15 protein-coding genes are annotated in these 18,320 nt (G+C 71.7%); 11 read left to right on the forward strand and 4 right to left on the reverse strand.

Annotated features, from left to right (window positions below):
• Nucleotides 1–746: 746 nt before the first annotated feature.
• Complete coding sequence (locus tag OG883_RS00445; RefSeq protein ID WP_266533313.1) at nucleotides 747–1,157, reverse strand: maleylpyruvate isomerase family mycothiol-dependent enzyme; 411 nt, start codon at nucleotides 1,155–1,157, stop codon at nucleotides 747–749.
• 413 nt (nucleotides 1,158–1,570) lie between these two features.
• On the opposite strand from OG883_RS00445, the gene OG883_RS00450 reads away from it, so the two are divergent.
• The 9 genes from OG883_RS00450 to OG883_RS00490 all read left to right on the forward strand — a co-directional run bounded on the left by OG883_RS00450 (nucleotide 1,571) and on the right by OG883_RS00490 (nucleotide 12,679).
• The gene (locus tag OG883_RS00450; protein WP_266533316.1) at nucleotides 1,571–1,696 is read left to right on the forward strand and encodes a keywimysin-related RiPP; all 126 of its coding nucleotides are present in this window, start codon (nucleotides 1,571–1,573) and stop codon (nucleotides 1,694–1,696) included.
• A gap of 17 nt (nucleotides 1,697–1,713) precedes the next feature.
• Entirely contained in the window at nucleotides 1,714–3,615 is a 1,902-nt protein-coding gene (locus tag OG883_RS00455; RefSeq protein WP_266533319.1) for an asparagine synthase-related protein, read from the forward strand.
• On the forward strand, nucleotides 3,612–3,863 hold the full coding sequence (locus OG883_RS00460; RefSeq protein ID WP_266533321.1) for a lasso peptide biosynthesis PqqD family chaperone: 252 nt from the start codon (nucleotides 3,612–3,614) through the stop codon (nucleotides 3,861–3,863). Before OG883_RS00455 ends, OG883_RS00460 begins: the two co-directional genes overlap by 4 nt.
• Complete coding sequence (locus OG883_RS00465) at nucleotides 3,860–4,321, forward strand: lasso peptide biosynthesis B2 protein (RefSeq protein WP_266533323.1); 462 nt, start codon at nucleotides 3,860–3,862, stop codon at nucleotides 4,319–4,321. The genes OG883_RS00460 and OG883_RS00465 overlap by 4 nt, the downstream gene beginning before the upstream one ends.
• A 61-nt stretch (nucleotides 4,322–4,382) precedes the next feature.
• A complete protein-coding gene (locus tag OG883_RS00470) occupies nucleotides 4,383–6,116 on the forward strand; it encodes an ABC transporter ATP-binding protein (RefSeq protein WP_266541129.1) in 1,734 nt (577 codons plus the stop codon).
• Between the two features lie 167 nt (nucleotides 6,117–6,283).
• Complete coding sequence (locus tag OG883_RS00475) at nucleotides 6,284–7,537, forward strand: MFS transporter (RefSeq protein ID WP_266533325.1); 1,254 nt, start codon at nucleotides 6,284–6,286, stop codon at nucleotides 7,535–7,537.
• Nucleotides 7,538–7,848: 311 nt separating this feature from the next.
• Entirely contained in the window at nucleotides 7,849–10,737 is a 2,889-nt protein-coding gene (locus tag OG883_RS00480; RefSeq protein ID WP_266533328.1) for a BTAD domain-containing putative transcriptional regulator, read from the forward strand.
• A gap of 75 nt (nucleotides 10,738–10,812) precedes the next feature.
• The gene (locus OG883_RS00485; RefSeq protein ID WP_266533331.1) at nucleotides 10,813–11,325 is read left to right on the forward strand and encodes a SigE family RNA polymerase sigma factor; all 513 of its coding nucleotides are present in this window, start codon (nucleotides 10,813–10,815) and stop codon (nucleotides 11,323–11,325) included.
• Between the two features lie 55 nt (nucleotides 11,326–11,380).
• The gene (locus OG883_RS00490) at nucleotides 11,381–12,679 is read left to right on the forward strand and encodes a hypothetical protein (RefSeq protein ID WP_266533334.1); all 1,299 of its coding nucleotides are present in this window, start codon (nucleotides 11,381–11,383) and stop codon (nucleotides 12,677–12,679) included.
• A gap of 79 nt (nucleotides 12,680–12,758) precedes the next feature.
• On the opposite strand, the gene OG883_RS00495 is transcribed toward OG883_RS00490, so the two are convergent.
• Both OG883_RS00495 and OG883_RS46720 read right to left on the reverse strand, forming a co-directional pair.
• Nucleotides 12,759–14,447 (reverse strand): bifunctional 3'-5' exonuclease/DNA polymerase, encoded by a 1,689-nt coding sequence (locus tag OG883_RS00495; protein ID WP_266533337.1) that lies wholly within the window; start codon nucleotides 14,445–14,447, stop codon nucleotides 12,759–12,761.
• A gap of 193 nt (nucleotides 14,448–14,640) precedes the next feature.
• On the reverse strand, nucleotides 14,641–15,909 hold the full coding sequence (locus OG883_RS46720) for a LuxR C-terminal-related transcriptional regulator (protein ID WP_323180856.1): 1,269 nt from the start codon (nucleotides 15,907–15,909) through the stop codon (nucleotides 14,641–14,643).
• A gap of 126 nt (nucleotides 15,910–16,035) precedes the next feature.
• Here OG883_RS46720 and OG883_RS00505 point away from each other — a divergent pair, with 126 nt between their 5' ends.
• Nucleotides 16,036–16,953, forward strand: coding sequence for an NADP-dependent oxidoreductase (locus tag OG883_RS00505; RefSeq protein ID WP_266533340.1), 918 nt, complete (start codon nucleotides 16,036–16,038; stop codon nucleotides 16,951–16,953).
• Here the strand turns inward: OG883_RS00505 and OG883_RS00510 are convergent.
• Nucleotides 16,934–17,527: a sugar O-acetyltransferase gene (locus tag OG883_RS00510; RefSeq protein WP_266533342.1), complete on the reverse strand. Its 594-nt coding sequence runs from the start codon at nucleotides 17,525–17,527 to the stop codon at nucleotides 16,934–16,936. The genes OG883_RS00505 and OG883_RS00510 overlap by 20 nt on opposite strands.
• Nucleotides 17,528–17,601: 74 nt before the next feature.
• Here OG883_RS00510 and OG883_RS00515 point away from each other — a divergent pair, with 74 nt between their 5' ends.
• On the forward strand, nucleotides 17,602–18,285 hold the full coding sequence (locus OG883_RS00515; RefSeq protein ID WP_266533344.1) for a lipoprotein: 684 nt from the start codon (nucleotides 17,602–17,604) through the stop codon (nucleotides 18,283–18,285).
• The last annotated feature ends 35 nt before the right edge of the window (nucleotides 18,286–18,320 follow it).

Below are 18,320 nucleotides of genomic sequence, written 5' to 3' on the forward strand. Positions count from 1 at the left end.
AAACAGCGATGAGGGCCCGACCGGAATACGCCGGTCGGACCCTCACCGCATACCGGCGGCTTCTCGACGCGACAGTTGGTCAGTGGTCGGAGTAGCTGAAGTCGCCCATGGTCCAGGCACTGACGTCCTCGATCGCCACGCGGTACATCCCGCCCGTCTCCGGGATCCCCACCGCGCCCTCGCGGGCGCCCGCGCCTTCCGAGGCACATTGACGTCGCCGCTCCGAACGTGGCTCCTGTGGCACCCGCCACAACTCTCGTATGCGCACGCTAAGCTACCGGTGCGCGGCTGACCTGCGAAACGGTCACTGGCTCGGGCGTAGGGGAAGCGAGCCCGCGTTCATCTCGATGCCGGTGCGAAGCTCCCCAGTTCGGCCCCCACTCCGACCAGCGACGCTGCCGCTCATCACGTTCCTGGGGCCGGCGCACGGGAACGGATGGGAACCTGGTGGGATCGGGAACGATGCGGCAAGGCCGAGCGAGGGCGGCCACCCGCACCTACCCTGACCTGCAACGTTCCTGAGAATCAGGTCATGTTGATCAAGATCGTGATGATCATGTGCTGACTCGTAATGCGTAGGTCTCGGGTTCGAATCCCGAAGGCGGCTCTGTAGAAGCCTCAGGACTCACTCGCCGTGACCTGGGGCTCTTGCTTTTCCCCGGTGCGGGAGTGGGGCTCGCTCACCGCCTGTGCCGCCCCCGCCCGGCCGGGCGCCCCGGGAGAGGGCGCAGCCGGGTGCCTCCGGATCAGCTCCAGGCCGGATGGCGCCGGCCCGCCAGGGCCGTGACCAGCGTGTCCCATGCTTCGGCGGGCATCGACTCGGCGTCCTCGACCAGGCGCGCGAGCGATGTGCGCACGTCGGCGACGAGTTCGGCGGTGGGGCGGGTGGCGTCGTGTTCGGCGGCACGGGCAAGTGCCGCGCTGCCGGCCCTCGGCGTGGGCTCGGCACCTGTGCGGGCCACGGTCAGCAGCCACACGTAGGCGTCGGCACTGCGCGCCACGTGGGTGGCGACGTGGCCACCGGTCCAGCCCGGCAGCGCCGAGGGAGCGCGCGCGTCCGTGTCGGTCAGGGCGGTGAGGGTGGCGGCGAACCGGGCGGCGGAGCGGGCTGTTTCGCCGATGACGTCGGAGATGTCCATGCGGTCGTGTCGGGGCATGCCGGAAAGGTTGCCTCAATGGCCCGTCATCCACGTCGGGGTACGTGTCGGCCCGCGCGGGAGTCGGTGACCCCGCGAGCCGGTGCAACAGTCGGTTGCAATCCGGAATTTGATCCACCGGTGGAGTGATTGAGCATGCCCTCACCGGACGAGACGAGGGGTCGGCCGCCGACGTCGCGCCTACTGCCGTGAACAGAGCGCCAGTTGAGGGTGGTGATGCGGCGTGAGCTGGCCCTGAATGTTGAACTGGCAAGCAATCAGGCCGAGTTGACCCGCGTAGAAAACGCGTTGCGGTCAACTCCCCCTGGGTGTGATGGTGTTCACGTCTTGCACACCAGTCACACCTCTTGTGCTCTTCACAGTTCGCGCATAGCGTCTGCAACTGTCCAATACGAGAGGGGAACGTGACAAACATGCAGAAGCAGAAGAAGACCTATGCAAAGCCGTCGCTCTTCAACCAGGGCGACTTCACCAAGAAGACCGCGGGCATGTTCTATGCCTCCTGCAAGGAGTACTGGTCCCGTCGGCTCTGCATCTGAGTGACTGAGGGGTGAAGATGCTCGGTCACTTGCGTGACTTCTTTGTGGTCCTTCCGGACACGGCCGAAGGCCAGGCTGTGGCCGGGCATCTTGGCTCGGAGGCGGAAGGCGTACTGACCATTCCCTACGCCTCCGGGCGCCCCTGGATCGTCGCCCGGCTGCTTGTGCGGCGCATCAGTCATGTGTCGCGCGGCAGTGACTCCCTGGTGCTGATCGGCCCGAACCGCGTCCCTGACGCGGCCCTTGCGGAGCTGCTCGGCCAGGCACGCGACAGTGCCGATCTGCACCGGCGGCTGACGCGACTGCCCGGACTCCATCACGTCATCTCCCGTATGCGGGACGAGACGTGTGTCCGGGGCACGGCGTCCGGGCATCGGCGCGTCTATCACGCCGCGCATGCGGGCGGACGTGTCGTCTCCGACCGGCCCGCAGTGCTGGCCCACCTCACGGGGGCGGAGCTCGACGACGGTGCGCTCGCCCTGCGTCTGCTGGACTTCGTCCCGCATCCGCTCAGGGAGCGGCCGGTGTGGCGTGGCCTGGAGGAGATCGATCCGGCGTACGCGCTCACCCTGCGCGACGGGGCCGGTGGGCCGAAGCACACCGTACGGCGCTGGTGGCAGCCGCCCACGCCGGAACTCCGTATGGAGGAGGGCGCGCCTCTCATCGCTGCCGCGCTCGCGGACTCCGTACGCGCCCACGTCGAGGGGCACACCAGGATCAGCTGCGAACTCTCCGGAGGGCTGGACTCCACCTCTGTCACCTTCCTCGCCCAGCAGGCGGGGGCTCAGGAGACGACGCTCCTGACCGTGGCGGCCCGGGACAGCCGCTCGGAGGACGAGATGTGGGCACGCCGCGGGGTCGAGGAAGCCCGCAAGGACGTGTCCCGGACGATCGACCACCGGGTCATCCCGGCCGGTGACGCCCCGCTGTTCTACGCGGACCTGAGGGGCACCGCCGGTGAACTGCTCGACGAGCCCTTCCCCGTGGCTCCCGCCCGTGCGCGTGCGCACATGCTGCTTGGGCGCGCGGCCGCGACGGGCTCCGAATACCACCTCACCGGCTACGGCGGTGACGAACTCTTCAACGGCCTGGCCTCGGCCTGTCAGGATCTTCTCCCCGGCAAGCCGCTGAAGGCATGGAACCGGATCAGCGCACTGCGCCACCAGTCGGGCTGGCCGCTGTGGCCGACCGTGCGCGGGCTGCTCTTCCCGCCCGCGTTCTCCACGTGGCTGGCCGCTTCCGTGACCGACGGCCCGGGAACCGGCGGGCTTGCGTCCGACGCCCGTCGTCCGCAGGTCTCCTGGGGAATGCAGCAGGCGATGCGGCCCTGGTTCACCGGTGACGCCAAGGCGCTGATCCGCGACGAGTTCCGCTCGGCCGCCGAGCGCGCCGAGCCGCTGAGCCCCCGTCCCGGTCGGCATATGGACATCGACACGGTCAGGCTCGGTGCCCGCTACTTCCAGGCGATGGAAGACCTGGGCATGACGGTGGGACTTCCGGTGGCCGCGCCGTTCTTCGACGACCGGGTGATCGAGGCGGTCCTTGCCGTTCGCGTCGAGGACCGGGTCATTCCGTGGCGGTACAAGCCGCTGCTGGTCGAGGCCATGCGCGAGGTGGTGCCGGCGAGCCTGCTCGCCCGGACCACCAAGGACCACATGTCCGCGGACGATGTGCAGGGGCTTCGTGAACATGCTCCCGAACTCCGCGAGTTGTGGACCGGCTCCCGCCTTGCCGAGCGCGGCCTCATCGACGCGAAGCAGCTGAGGCGGCTGGCGGACGACCCGTTCTCGCCGGTGCTGCAGCAGCATCCGATCGACTCGACGGTGTCCTGCGAGGCATGGCTCCGTACGGTCGAGGGCGGCTGGCCCGCCGAAGAGAATTCCCCGAAGCGTTCCGAGAAGAGCGAGGCAGTTTCTTGAAGCTCCGGCAAGGCATAGCCATCACCACCACCGAGTACGGCGGCGTGCTGCTCGACGAACGCGACGGCACCTACTGGCAGTTGAACGAGTGCGGCACCATCGTGGTGAACGCCCTCGCCGCGGGACGGGACACGGACGCCGCCGTCGAGCAGCTGCTCGAGGAATTCGACGTCGAGCGGGCCGAGGCCGAGGCCGATGTCGCGGAGCTGACCCGGCAGCTCATCGAGGCGAAGATCGTCACGCCATGACCACCGAAATGACCATGCCCCGCCGGGGAGCCGGCCCGGGCGGACTCAAGCTGCGCGCCGCCATCGCTGTGGCCTTCGTGCTGGCCAAGCTGCGCCCGGGACGGCTGCGCCGGGTGCTGACGCGGATCAGCCGCGGTGCGCGCCCCGCCTCGTACGACGAGGCACTCGAGACATACGAGAGGGTGGTCGCCACCAGCCGGAAGTGCGCCGGCTGGTACGGCTGTCTGCCCCGCTCGATCGCGATCGCGCTCTCCTGCCGTATGTCGGGCACCTGGCCCGACTGGTGCGCGGGGGTACGCGACGCGCCGCCGTTCTCGCCGCACGCCTGGGTGCAGGCCGAGGGCAGGGCGGTCAACGAGGGTGCGGCGGAGGACTTCCGTCCGCTCATGGTGGTGACGGTGCGCGAAGGGGGCAGCGGTGATTCCGGCGGGGACGAAGACGCCCGGCCCGGAGCGTAGCTCCGCCCCGCCCTCCTCCCCGCTGTCGCTGCTCTGGGGCAGGGTGCGGCCGCACTGGCGGATGCTGGTCGTCGGCGGGTTGCTGTCGCTGGTCGGCTCCGGGGCCGGTCTCGCCATGCCGATGATGGCGAAGTACACCGTGGACGCCTTCGCGGACGGGCGCTCGCCGGCCCGCCCGCTGACCGCGCTCGTCCTCGTCGTCCTCGTCGGTGCGGTGCTGGCGGCGGGCGGCAGATATCTGATGGCGCGTACCGGCGAAGCCGTCGTCCTGCATGCCCGGCGGCAGCTCGTCGGCCGGATGCTGCGGCTGCGGGTCGCGGCGGTCGACCGGCTCACCCCCGGTGATCTTCTTTCTCGCGTCACCGGCGACACCACCCTGCTGCACACCGTGCTCTCCCGCAGCATCGTCGAGGCGGCCAGTGGTCTGCTGATGCTGGTGGGCACGGTGGTACTGATGGCGGTCGTGGATCTCGTCCTGCTCGGGGTCACCTTCGGCGTCATGATTCTCTGCGGAGCCCTGCTCGCCCTGCTCATGCCGAGGATTCAGCGGGCCCAGCTCCAGGCGCAGGAGGCGGTCGGAGCGATGGGGTCGCTGCTCGACCGCGTGCTCCAGGCCTTCCGTACGGTCAAGGCGAGCGGCGCCGAGGAGCGCGAGACCGCGGTCGTCGTCGAGGCGGCGCAGCAGGCCCACGACCGCGGGGTGACCGTGGCCCGCTGGACCTCGGTGTCCGAGGTCGCGGTGTTCCTGTCGATGCAGCTCGCCTTCCTCGCGGTGCTGGGTGTCGGCGGCGCCCGCGCCGTATCGGGGGCGATGGAGGTCTCGTCGCTGATCGCCTTCCTGCTGTACGTCTTCGCGCTGATGGCGCCGCTCAGCCAGCTCACCGACGGCTGGACCGGCCTCAACACCGGTCTGGCCGCGGTGCGGCGCATCGAGGAGATCGAGTCGCTGCCCGGGGAGACGCCGGGCGGGGCTGCGGGGGAGTCGCCGGGCAAGGCGGCGGGCAAGGCTCCGGGGGAGACACCGGGCGAGGCTCTCCGGCCGGAGTCGTCACCCGTCGGCGTCGCGTTCCAGGACGTGCACTTCGGTTACGACGACGAGCGGGCCCCGGCACACCGGAGTGTGACCTTCGAGGTGCCCGCCGGTGGTCTGACCGCGCTCGTCGGCCCGTCCGGTGCCGGTAAGTCCACGGTGTTCGCCCTGCTGGAGCGCTTCTACGACCATGACGTGGGCACCGTCACCGTCGGCGGCCGTGACATCCGCGACTGGCCGCTCGGCGAACTGCGGGCCGCGCTCGCCTACGTCGAACAGGACGCGCCCGTACTGGCCGGGACCCTGCGCGACAATCTGCTCCTCGCCGCCCCCCGGGCCACGCGCGAGGACGTGCGGCACGCGGTGTCCCGCACCCGGCTCGACGATCTCGTCGCCCGGCTGCCCGAAGGCCTGGACACCCAGGTCGGGCACCGGGGCGTGATGCTGTCGGGCGGCGAACGCCAGCGGATCGCCATCGCCCGGGCGCTGCTGCGCAAGCCACGGCTGCTGCTGCTCGATGAGGTGACGTCGCAGCTGGACGCGGTCAACGAAGAGGCGCTGCGCGAGGTCATCCTGGAACTGGCCGCCGACACCACTGTCCTGGTCATCGCGCACCGGCTCTCCACCGTGGTCCGGGCCGACCGCATCGTGGTCATGCAGGACGGCCGGGTGCGCGCGACGGGCCGGCACGACGACCTGGTCGAGTCGGACACGCTGTACGCCGAACTGGCGGCCACCCAGCTCGCGGCCGCTCCGTCACGCTGACAGCAAGCCCGGGAGCCCGCGCCGACGCAGACGCCCCAAGTGGCGCACCTTTCCAGCCGGTAAATGGACCAGTCCCGCGGGGACTTGGCCGGATAGCGTCATGACGTCGGGGAATCGTCGGCCGCCCGGTCCGCGTACTCGGCACATTCGGGGGACTTGGGAGACCTGTGCCGATTCGGATACTGCCGCCGGCCGGAGCGCCGCGCGTTCTCGCTGCGGCACAGCTGAGCAACTCCGTGGGCGACGGTGCCTACTACGTCTGTTCCGCGCTCTACTTCACCCGCGTCGTCGGGCTCTCGCCCACCCGGATCGGGCTCTGCCTCACCGTGGCGTGGGCCGTCGGTTCGGTGGCGGGGGTGTCGTGGGGGGCGTTCGCCGACCGCCGGGGGCCGCGGGGTACGGCGGTGCTGCTCGCCCTGGCCACCAGCGCTGCGGTCGTCTCCTTCCTGTTCATCCGCTCCTTCGCGCCGTTCCTCGTCGCCACGTGTCTGTACGCCACCGCCCAGTGCGGCCTGGCCGCGGCCCGGCAGGCGCTGCTCGCCGGGCTCGTCGCCCCCGCTTCCCGTACGGGAGTACTCGCCCATCTCCAGTCCACGCTCAATGCCGGACTGGCCGTCGGCGCCGCCGTCGGTGGACTTGCCCTCCAGTACGACACCCGCGAGGCCTACCTCGCCGTCTTCGCACTGGACGGGCTCTGCTTCCTGCTCTGCGCCGTGGTGCTGCTCAGGCTGCCCCTGGTGGCCGGCGTCCCGGCCCGCAAGAGCGACGAGCCGCGTCTCGCGGTGCTCCGCGACCGGCCCTATGTGGTCGTCACGCTGTTGAACGCGGTCCTGCTGCTGCGGATGCCGCTGCTCAGCCTCGCGATCCCGCTGTGGATCGTGGACCGTACGGACGCGCCGAGCTGGATGGTCTCGGCGCTGTTCGTCCTCAACACCCTTGCCGTGATGCTCTTCCAGGTGCGGATGGCCCGTGGCGTCACCGGGACGGACACGGCCTCCCGCGCGGTGCGGCACTCCAGCCTCATCATGTTCGTCTCGTGTGCGGTCTTCGCTCTGTCGGCCGCCGGAATGCCCGGGTGGGCGGCGGGCGCGGTCCTTGTCGTGGGAGCGGTGCTTCAGGTCGTCGCCGAGATGCAGCAGTCCGCCGGCTCGTGGCAGATCGGCTTCGTGCTGGCGCCCGCGCACCAAGTGGGCCAGTACCAGGGTTTCTTCGGCACCGGCGTCCCGGTGGCCCGCACGCTCGGGCCCCTGCTGCTCACCTCGCTGCTGGTGATGTGGGGCGTACCGGGCTGGCTGCTGCTGGGGGCGGTCTTCCTCGTCGCCGGGTTCGCGATGGGGCCGGCGGTGCGGTGGGCGGAGCGCGACCGTGGCCGCGAGGCCCGGTCGCGAACCTCCGACAGGCCGGCGGCGGTCATCGGCTGACTCCGGCCGGACCCGTCGCCGGTTTCTGCCCGCAGCCGTCGCCCGGTTTCTGCCCGCAGTCGCCGTCCGCGGGGTGCGTCCGCCGCGACGGCGCCGCCGACAGGACGAGAGCCCCGGCACTCACCTGGGTGACCGGGGCTCTCTCTGTCCTACGGATCCGACCGCGGCGGCGACACTCCCCCGAGTGTGGCTCCCCACGCCGAGCGCCGGCGGGCCGGATCCATGGACCGATCCAAACAGTTCACGCCAACGGATCGCTAACATATGGCCAACGCTCAAGCCGATGGGGGGAAAGTGAGGGGAGGAAACACATGCGGTTCGGCCTGCTCGGCCCGCCGGCCGTGCACGACGCCGTGGGCGTGCCGCATCCGCTCGGCAGTGCCAAGGTCCGTGCCCTGCTCGGCGCGCTGCTGCTGCGGCCGAATCGGGTCGTGCCCGTCGACGAACTGAAGGACGCGCTCTGGGGCGATGATCCACCCGCCTCCGCCCATGCCTCCCTCCACAACCATGTGACGCGTCTGCGCCGGCTGCTCGCCGAGAAGGACCGGCTGCGGGCCGTGTCCCCCGGGTATCTGCTGCGGATCGAGCCGGGCGAGCTGGACACCGATGTCTTCGAGACATACGCACGCACCGCCCGCGCCGCGCACAGTCAGGGTGACTGGCCCGCCGTCCTGGAGGCCGCCCGCGCCGGGCTCGCACTGTGGCGCGGCAGCCCGCTGGCCGGGCTGTACGACCCCGACGACGGCACCCCCGCACTCGTACAGCGGCTGCGGGAGTCGCGGCTGCTGGTGCTGGAGTGGCGGTACGACGCCGAGCTGCACCTGGGCCGCCACGGCACCCTCGGACCCGAACTGGCCGCGCTCGTCGCCGAGTTCCCGCTGAGGGAGGCCTTCCACCGGCAGCTGATGCTGACCCTGCACCGTGCGGGCCGGCAGGCCGAGGCACTCGCCGCGTACCGGTCGCTGCGCCGCACACTGGTGGAGGAGCTGGGCGTCGACCCGGGTCCGGCCGTCCAGGAGGCGCACCAGGAGGTGCTCCGCGCCCCGGCCGCGCAGCCCGCGCCCCGCCCGTCGTCCCGGCTGCCCCCGCCGCCCCGCCCGGCCCAACTGCCACCCCCGCCCGCGCACTTCACGGGCCGGGACGCGCAGTTCGAGGAGCTGCGGGCGGCACTCACCGGCGAGGAGGGTCCCGCTGTCGTCGTCGTCTCCGGGATGGCCGGAGTCGGCAAGTCCGCCCTCGCCGCGCAGGTTGCCCACGCACTGCGCGAGGAGTTTCCCGACGGGCAGCTCTACTGCAATCTCCACGGCGCCACCCCGGGCATGCCGCCCCTCGACCCCGGGCACGCGCTCTGCGCCCTGCTGCGGGATCTCGGTGTCGATCCGCGCCAGGTCCCGGACGAGGTGGACGCGGCCGCAGCCCTGCTGCGCTCCACGCTCGCGCCGACCCGCACCCTGCTCGTACTCGACGACGTCGCGTCCGCGGCGCAGGTGCGGCCGCTGCTGCCCGCCGGGCCCGGCTGCGCGGTCGTCGTCACCAGCCGTTCCCCGCTGACCGCGCTGGACGGCGCGGCCCGCTTCCCGCTCGCGCCCCTGTCGGCGGCGGACAGCGGGACGCTGCTGCGGGCCGTCTCGGGCCGCGGGTCCGGCGAAGGCCTCGAACGGCTCGTGGAGCGGTGCGGCCGCCTTCCGCTCGCCCTACGTATCGTCGCCGCCCGTCTTGCCGCCCGCAGCGCCCTCACCGCCGACGCCCTCGCCGGGCTGCTGGACGCCGAGGCCGGGCGGCTCGACCACCTCGAGTACGACGATCTGAGCGTGCGCGGCTCCCTCGCCGTCGCCCACGACGGCCTCGACCCGGACGCCGCGCTCGCGCTGCGCCGTCTCGGCGCGGTGGACCTGCCCGAGTACGGCGCCCCGGCCGTCGCCCGGCTGATGGAGACCGACGAACGGCGCGCCGCGGTCGCCCTCGACCGGCTCGTCGAGGTCGCGCTGCTGGAAGAGGTCTCGTACGGCCGGTTCGTCCCACACGATCTCGTACGCGACTTCGCCCGCGAACTGGCCGCTCCCGACGACACGCTGGAGGTCGCCGAGCGCGTCCTTCGCTGGTACGGCGAATGCGCCCGCCAGGCAGGTGTCGCGCTGCTCCCGCCCGGCCAGGAAGCCGGTCTGCGGCTGCCGCCGCCCATCGGCGAGGCGGCGCCCTTCGACTCCGCCGAACAGGCCCTGGCCTGGATCGACCGTGAACTGCCCAACGTGGTTGCGCTGACCGAGCGGTACGTCCGCCAGTCCACGACGGTCCTGCTGCTCGTACGGTCCTGCTTCCCCTCCCTGCAGCGCCGCGGCAGGATCCAGGAGCTCGCCGTCCTGAACGAGCTGGCCCTGGGCGCCGCCCGCGCGGCCGGCGACACCGAGGCCGAGGGACACGCCCTCACCGACCTCGCGGGCATGAACTTCCTCAGTGGCAGGCCCGAGCGCGCCCTCTCGCTCAACGAGGAAGCGATCACGATCTGGCGCGCGCTGGGCGAGGACCGGCGCGTTCAGCGAGGCCTCGGCAACCGGGGCATGCTGCTGGAGGGGCTCGGCCGGCACACGGAGGCCGCCGAGACGCTGGAGTCCGCCATCGAATTCGCCCGCTGCCTCGACGACGCGCACGGCGAGGCGGTGATCCTCAGCCATCTGGGCAATCTCTACGAGCACACCGACGCGCGCGCGGCCATCGGGTACCACGAGCGCAGCCTCACCGCCGGTGTACGGCTGCGGAGCGAGCCCCTGCTGCACACCGCCCACTGCAACATCGGATACGCCCATCTCACCCTCGGTGAACCTGGCGAGGCGGTAAAGCACTTCGACGAGAGCCTGGCCATCCTCGGCGACGACGGGGACTGGCACTCCCAGTCCCAGTCCCGTATCGGCCGGGTGCGCGCGCTGCGCGGAGTGGGCCGTGACGGGGAGGCCCGCCGTGAGTGCGCGCTGCTGCTGGAGCGCGCCGAGTCACGCGCCGACACCCATATGCAGGCCCGCGCCCGCCACCAGAGCGGACTGCTGTTCCGGGCCGAGGGCCGCACGGAGGAGGCGCGCGAGCAGTGGCGCCGGGCCCTCGCCACTCTCCAGGCCCTCGACGGCGAGCATGCGCGGCTCCTGGACGAACTGAGGGAACTGATGAGCGGTACGGCCGCCTGTGACGTCGCAGGAGAAACAGGATGAGAATCCGCTGAAACATTTCACCCGAGTCATCGCGTCAGAGAGGTGAGGGGACGCCGCGACAACGGGGGAGGGCGGATGAGACGGTCACGCGCGGAGGGATTCAGGGAGTTCGCGGCCGACCGCACCAGTTCGCTCTTCCGCTCCGCCTGTCTCCTGACCAGCGGTGACACCCATCTCGCCGAGGATCTGGTGCAGGAGACGCTGGGCCGGATGTATGTGCTGTGGGGCCGCGTCTCCCGGATCGAGAATCCGGCGGGCTACGCCCAGACCGTCCTCGTACGCACCTTCCTCACTCACCGGCGGCGGCGCTCCGCCTCCGAAAGCCCCGTCGGCGAACTCCCCGACACCCCCCTGCACTCCGTCGGCGGCGACCCTGCCCTGCGTGTCGCGCTGCTCGGTGCGCTCGGGCAGCTTCCGCCCAAGGACCGGGCGGTGGTGGTGCTGCGGTACTGGGAGGACCGCAGCATCGAGGAGACCGCCGACGTGATGAACGTCAGCTCCGCAGCGGTACGCACCAGATCGGTGCGGGCGCTCGCGAAGCTCCGGGAGCAGCTCGGTGGGAGCCTCTCCGAGCTCGCCGCCCGCTGACATCTGCCGCTGTCCCGATCGAGATCAGGAAGTGTGATTCCCCATGCCTGAGCGCATGTCTGAGCCAACGCCCTTTGAGTCCACGCCCTTTGAGACCACGCCTTCTGAGTCCACGCCCTTCGAGGACGAGCTCGGCGATGCGATGCGCCGCACCGGCGACACCTTCCGGCCCACGGACCGGCCCGCGCTGGTGGACGGCGGGCTGCGACGCGGCCGCCGCCGGCTGGCGCTGCGACGGTCGGCCGCGGTGACCGGCAGTGTGCTGGCCCTGGCGGGCGTGGTTCTCGGCGGGGCCTACGGGGGCGGGCTGCTCGGCGGAGACGGGGCGGCCTCGGTCGGGGCGCCGGACCGGCCGGCTCCCCGCGGTGACAAGCCCAACGGCAAGATCACCAAAGAGCAGATGATCGAGACCCTCAAGGGGCTGCTGCCGGAGGGGAGGACCAGTCAGGAGGACGGGCGCGGCAGCCTGAAGGAGGACGGCAGGTCCGCGCCGTTCGCCTCTGTCGTGTACGACGACGGCAAGGGCGCGGCGGCGATCAGCTTCGCTCTGAACACCGTCGACCCGGACGGCAACAGCGCCAAGGACTGGACGGAGTGCCCGTCCCGGTCCCAGGTGCCGCATGACGCCTGCACGGCGAAGACGCTGCCCGACGGCTCGAAGTTCGTGATGTTCCAGGGGTACGAGTACCCGGACCGCCGTGTGGAGACGAAGAACTGGCGGGCCACGCTGCTCACGCCGAGCGGAGTCCTGCTCGACGCGAACGAGTACAACGCGCCCGCCCAGAAGGACGCAGAAGTCTCGCGCACCGACCCGCCCCTGACCCCGGAGCAGATGAAGGCCCTGGTCACGGCCGCGCAATGGCAGCCGATCATGAAGGAGTTGGGGGAGCCGGTCAACGAGATCCCCGATCCCGGTGAGATCGGAACCGACGCGGCCCGGGACGCGCTCGTCTCCCTGCTTCCCAAGGGGCTGGAGGTGAGCGACAAGGGCGGTCAGAGCGGCTACGCGTTCGTTGTCGTCGACGACGGCAAGGGCAAGAGCTTCGTCCAGGTCAATGTGCAGCCCGGCATGCTGGACGTCGCCGACCAGCTGATCAGCAACGGGGGTGATGTCACGACCCTGCCGGACGGCACCAAGGTCATGCAGAAGAAGGAGAACGCCCCGGACGGCAAGGGCGGGGCGGGCGCCGTGGGCTGGACGGTGGACACTCTGCGTCCGGACGGCTTCCGCGTGGTGATCACGGCGTTCAACACGGGCGCCCAGGGCCAGGACGCCACCCGCGCCGAGCCCGCCCTCACCATGGTGCAGCTCAAGGCCATCGCACTCGACAAGAAGTGGCTCACCCTCAAGTAGCCCAGCGGCGGTACGGCGGTGCGGCGGTGCGGCAGTACGTCTGCGCGGCGGTACGTCTGCGCGGCGGTACGGCTGTGCGCTACTTCGCGTCGGAGTACCGCTCCACCGTCGCCGTGGTGAACGGAAACCGCACCGGCGTCTCTCCGAAGGCGATCCGCCCGGCCAGCTCCCCGGCCGCGCGGATCGCCGTCGCCACGTCCTCGGCCTCCTCCGCAGGGCAGTGCACGATCACCTCGTCGTGCTGGAAGAAGACCAGCTCCGCACGCATCGCGGCGGTCGCCTGCCGCAGCGCCGCCAGCATCAGCAGCGCCCAGTCCGCCGCGCTGCCCTGCACCACGAAGTTGCGGGTGAAGCGGCCCCGGGCGCGGGCGTTCGTGGATGCGTAGCCGGGCGTGAACTCGTTCTCTGCGGAGGGGATTTCCTCGCTCTCCTGGGGGATGCCCGCTTCTTCGGCGTCCTCGGCCCCGGCCGCCGGCGGGCTGGTGCGCCCCAGCCAGGTACGGACGAGCCGGCCCTCCTCGCCCGCCTTCGCCGCCTCGTCGACGTACGCCACGGCGCGGGGGAATCTTCGTCTGAGCATGGCCAGGTTCTTCAGTCCGTCGCCCGACGTCTGACCGTAGATCGCGCCCAGCAGCGCGATCTTGGCGTGGTCGCGGTCGCCGGAGAACGCCCGGTCGGACAGCGCGGTGTACAGATCGCCGTCGTGTCCCGCGACCTCCATCAGACCGGGGTCGCGGGAGATCGCGGCCAGCACCCGGGGCTCCATCTGGTCGGCGTCGGCGACCACCAGCCGCCAGCCGTCGTCGGCGACCACCGCACGCCGGATCACTTTCGGAATCTGAAGTGCCCCGCCCCCATTGGTCGTCCAGCGGCCCGAGACCGTGCCGCCCGGCAGATACCCGGGCCGGAACCGGCCCTCCCGTACCCAGTCCTGCAGCCAGCCCCAGCCGTGCGCCGTCCAGATGCGGTACAGCTTCTTGTACTGGATCAGCGGCTGCACGGCCGGATGGCCGAGCTCCTCCAGCTCCCAGCGCCGGGTCGACTTCACCTTGATCCCGGCCTGCGCGAACGCCTTCACCACATCCGTCGGCAGATCCGGCCGCACGCGCCGCCCGAACGCCGCCGACACCTCGTCCGCCAGCTCCGCCAGCCTGCGCGGCTCGCCCCCGCCCGCGTACCGCTCGCCCAGCAGCTCGTGCAGCACCTCCCGGTGGACGTCCGCCCGCCACGGCAGCCCGGCCCGGTTCATCTCCGCGGCCACCAGCATCCCCGCGGACTCGGCGGCCGTGAGCAGGCGCATCCTCCCCGGGTGCTCGGCGGCCTCATGCCTTCGCTGCTGGTCGGCGTAGACCTCCAGTAGCGACTCCAGCGGCACGGGCACGGGCTGCGGCTCGAAGAGCGAGGACTGTGAGCCCGGCTCGGCTGCGCGCTGCGGCGGATCGGGCGGTACGGGACCGTTGCGCAGGCGCGCCCAGGCGGCCGCCGCAGACCGGGGCTCGCCCAGCCGCCCCTCGTGGCCGAGCAGCAGCAGCTCCGCGTCCTCGATGTCGTAGCAGCGCTCGACGCGGACCCCGGCCGCCAGCAGCCGCGGGTAGATCTCGGCGGTGGAGCGCCACACCCAACGCCCCACCTCGGGCAGCCGGGACCGGACGGCCTCGACCAGATCGGGCTCCTCCAGGACGGGACCGGCGGGCAGGCCGTCGTGGCCGAGGGGGACGAGCCGCGCCCCGTCGCCCTCCGCCGCCGCCAGAGCCCACCGTTCGCTCATGGGTGCGAGTGTGGCAGCAGGCACTGACAACGGCCCTCTGCACCGAAGCATGTCGGAATGTGTCGCAACGTGGTGGAACGAGCCGGGGACGGGCCGGGGACGGGCCGGAACAGGCCGGAACGTTCGGGAAGGTTCGGGAACATCCCGGGCCGAGGGCGCGTCAGCCTGCGCGAGGCATGCCGGCTCTGGCGCGTCAGGCCACGGCGTGGAAGAGCGCCGAGGCCTCGCCCCGCGAGGCGACCCCCAGCTTGGTCAGGATGTTCGCCACGTGGAACTTCACCGTCGACTCGCTGATGTGCAGCTCCTGCGCGATCATGCGATTGCGGTGGCCGCGGGCGAGATGCGTGAGCACCTCCAGCTCCCGGGCCCCCAGCGAGCCGAGCGGATCGGCGGGCGCGATCTCCGGCGTCCCCAGCGGGATCGTCGCCGTGACCGTCGTACCCCAGCCCGGCACCGCGTCCACGTCCAGCCGCCCGCCCAGCACGTCGAGCCGCTCCCTGACCCGGTGCGGGGCGAGCGTGCACCGGGAGATGTCACCGGGGCCGTCGTCCCGTACGGTCGCGCGCAGTTCGCTCTCGGTCAGATGCCAGCCGACATGGATCCGGTCCACGCCCTCCTGTTCCAGCACGGTCAGCAGCACCGCCCGTACGACCGCCCGCGCCGCATGCGCCACATCCGCGGCCAGCGGTCGGCTCGATTCGGGTCCGCCCAGCTCCAGCCGGACCGGGCTGTAGCGCACCAGCGGCCGCAGTGAGTTCGCGAGCTGCGCGAAGGCCTGCACGGCGGGTTCCTCCGCGATCGCCCGGTCCCGTTCCGTCTCGGCGCGCAGCTCGACCAGCGCGGTCACGGCCAGCTCGACGGCGCCGGCCCTGGCGGCGGCGTCGTCGAGGCTGCGGCTGCGCAGCACGCCCAACAGCCCGGACAGCGCGGTCGCATGAGCCTCGCTCAGCTCGGCGATCACCCTGGCCCGCTCCCCGGCCGAGGCCCGCGACCGGGCGAGCGAGCCCGGCACGGCCTCGGCGGCGAGCCGGTCGAAGTGGCTGGTCACCAGGTCCCACATGGCCTGGACGACGGCGGTGTCCGGCGCAGGGACTGTGCTGTCCTCACTGCGTATGAGGACGAGCAGCGCCCCGCGCGGCGTCGCGTCGCTGGCCACCGCGAGCACGGGGTACTCCGCACCGCCGATCCTGGCCGTGCCCTGCCAGGGCTGCCCGGCCGGAACCGAGGCGGCCAGCGGATGCATCTCGGCCGCGGTGATCCGTCCGGCCACGGAGCCCCGGTCGCCGTACGCCTTGAACGGTGAGTGCGCGCAGTGCGTGGACAGTTCAGCCGCGGCCAGATGCGGGACGAGCCCGTCCAGGGCCGTGGACAGCCGCGGCAGGATCTCGCCCAGCGGCTGCCTGATCACGTCGTAGGCGACGGCCAGGGCGGGCGCGGCGGGCGCGGTTCCGGTGAGTTCCATGACGGCCAGCGTACGGCGGGGCCCGGTCCCGGCGGCTGTCCCTTCGGCCAGGTCGAACCGTCCGAAAGGCGGGCCGGTCCTGGCCTGTCGGGGACCGAGGCTTGATCACGGCGGAAGGAGCCAGACATGGAAGCGATCGTCTTCGAAGAGTTCGGCGGACCCGAGGTACTGCGCCTCGCGGAGGCCGAGGAGCCGCATGCCGGCCCCGGCCAGGTACGGGTGAAGGTCAAGGCGGCAGGGGTCAACCCGGTCGACTACAAGATCCGTAGCGGGTGGATGGGGGAGTTCTTCCCGACCGTGTTCCCCGCGGTCCCGGGCCTGGAGTTCGCCGGGATCGTCGACGAGGTCGGCGAGGGCGTGAGAGGTGCCGCGGTCGGCGACGAGGTCGTGGGGTGGAGCGTCACCGGCTCGTACGCCCGGTACGCCCTGTCCGAGTCCTTCGTCCTCAAGCCCGCAGGCCTGGACTGGGCGGAGGCGGCGGGCCTGCCGGTCGTGACCGAGACCGCGCAGCGGGTGCTCGATCTGCTCGGTGTGCGCAGCGGCGAGACGCTGCTGCTGCACGGAGCGGCGGGCGCGGTCGGCACGGCGGCCGTCCAGCTCGCGGTGGCGGCCGGCGCGACGGTCATCGGCACCGCGTCCGCGGCCAACCACGACTACCTGCGGGAGCTGGGTGCCACCCCCGTCGCGTACGGCGACGGGCTGGTCGAGCGGGTACGCGCGGCGGCTCCCCAGGGTGTGGACGCCGTCTTCGACGCGGCCGGAAAGGGCGCGCTGCCGGCGTCGATCGAGCTGCGTGGCGGCACCACCGACCGCATCATCACCATCGCGGACCCGGAGGCGGCCGCGCACGGGGTCCCCTTCTCGGCGGCGGGCACGGAGCCCCCGGAGATCGCCTTCGCGGGACATGTCCTGCTGGCGGCCGAGGGCAGGCTGCGGATGCCGGTGGTGGAGCGCTTCCCGCTGGAGGAGGCGGCCAAGGCCCAGGTGGTGAGCGAGGCCGGCCATGCGCCGGGGAAGCTGGTGGTCATTCCGCCGGGGGCGTGAGTTCGCGGACGACGCGGGCCGGATTGCCCACGGCCAGCACTCCGGCCGGCAGATCCCTGGTGACGACCGAGCCCGCGCCGACGACGGTGTTCTCGCCGATCGTCACGCCGGGACAGACGATGACCCCGCCGCCGAGCCAGACATTGTCGCCGATCGTGACGGGCAGCGCCTTCTCCCAGCCGGCCCGGCGGCGCTCGGTGTCCAGCTCATGGGTGGGGGTGAGGAGCTGGACGTTCGGCCCGATCTGGACGTCCGCCCCGATCGTGATGGGTGCGGCGTCCAGGAAGACCGCGTTGAAGTTGACGAACGTACGGTCGCCGATGCTGATGGCGTGCCCGTAGTCGCACTGGAACGGCGGCCGGATCCGTACGCCCTTGCCCACCGACCCGAGCAGCTCCGCCAGGATCGTGTGGCGCTCCGCGGGCGGCGTGCCGCCGTTCGCGTGGTGCCCGTTGTACTGGTGCCCGTTGTACGCGGCGCAGAGCGCGGAACGGCGCTCGGTGTCCGCGCCGAGTTCGGGGTCGTCGGGGAGGTACCACTCACCGGCCAGCATGAGGTCCTTGTTCTCGCCCATCCCACGTCCCTCCACGACACTCGGCCTCTCTAGGATCGCCCACGTTGTGCGAACCGAACCAGGGGTGGGAAATCGTGGTGCGAGGTCTGGTACGTGGCGTGGGCGCGGGGTTGGTCCCGGCGGCGCTGGTGGTGGGGATGCTGACCGGCTGTTCGAAGCCGGAGCCCAGAACCTTGCCCGTGGTCGACGCGGAGAGCGGGCAGAGCGCGAAGGGTGAGAAGGGCGCGAAGGGTGAGAAGAGCGCGGGGGAAGGGGCGGCGAAGACCGCCAAGAAGGCCGGCACGGTCGGGGGCTCCGGCTCACCCTGCGTCCTGCCCGTCACCTTCGACCTGGCCGCCGACTGGAAGCCGGAGGCCATGAAGAACAACGACACGTTCGGGGCGCTCACGGCGGGTCCGGTCACGCTCGTGTGCGAGATCGACGCCAAGCCCGCCGGGAACATCGGCTTTCTGCGTGTCTGGACCGGCACCAGCGGCGGCGACGACACCCGCAAGGCGCTCGAAGCGTTCGTCGCGGACGAGTCGAAGGACCGTGACAAGGTCGAGTACACCGAGACCGAGGCCGGCGACTTCTCCGCCACCGAGGTGAGCTACCTCAACACCAACGAGTTCCTGGACGAGCCCAAGAAGGAGCGGGCGCTCGCCGTCACGACCCCGCGCGGTGTGGTTGTCCTGCACCTGGGGGGCTTCGACACCGAGGAGCACGAGGAGATGCTTCCGGCGTACGAGCTGGCGAAGAAGAGCCTGCGCAAGGCCTGACGCGCACGGCCTGACGCGGGAGGCTCCGGGGGCGG

This window comes from Streptomyces sp. NBC_01142 (assembly GCF_026341125.1).
GTDB lineage: Bacteria > Actinomycetota > Actinomycetes > Streptomycetales > Streptomycetaceae > Streptomyces.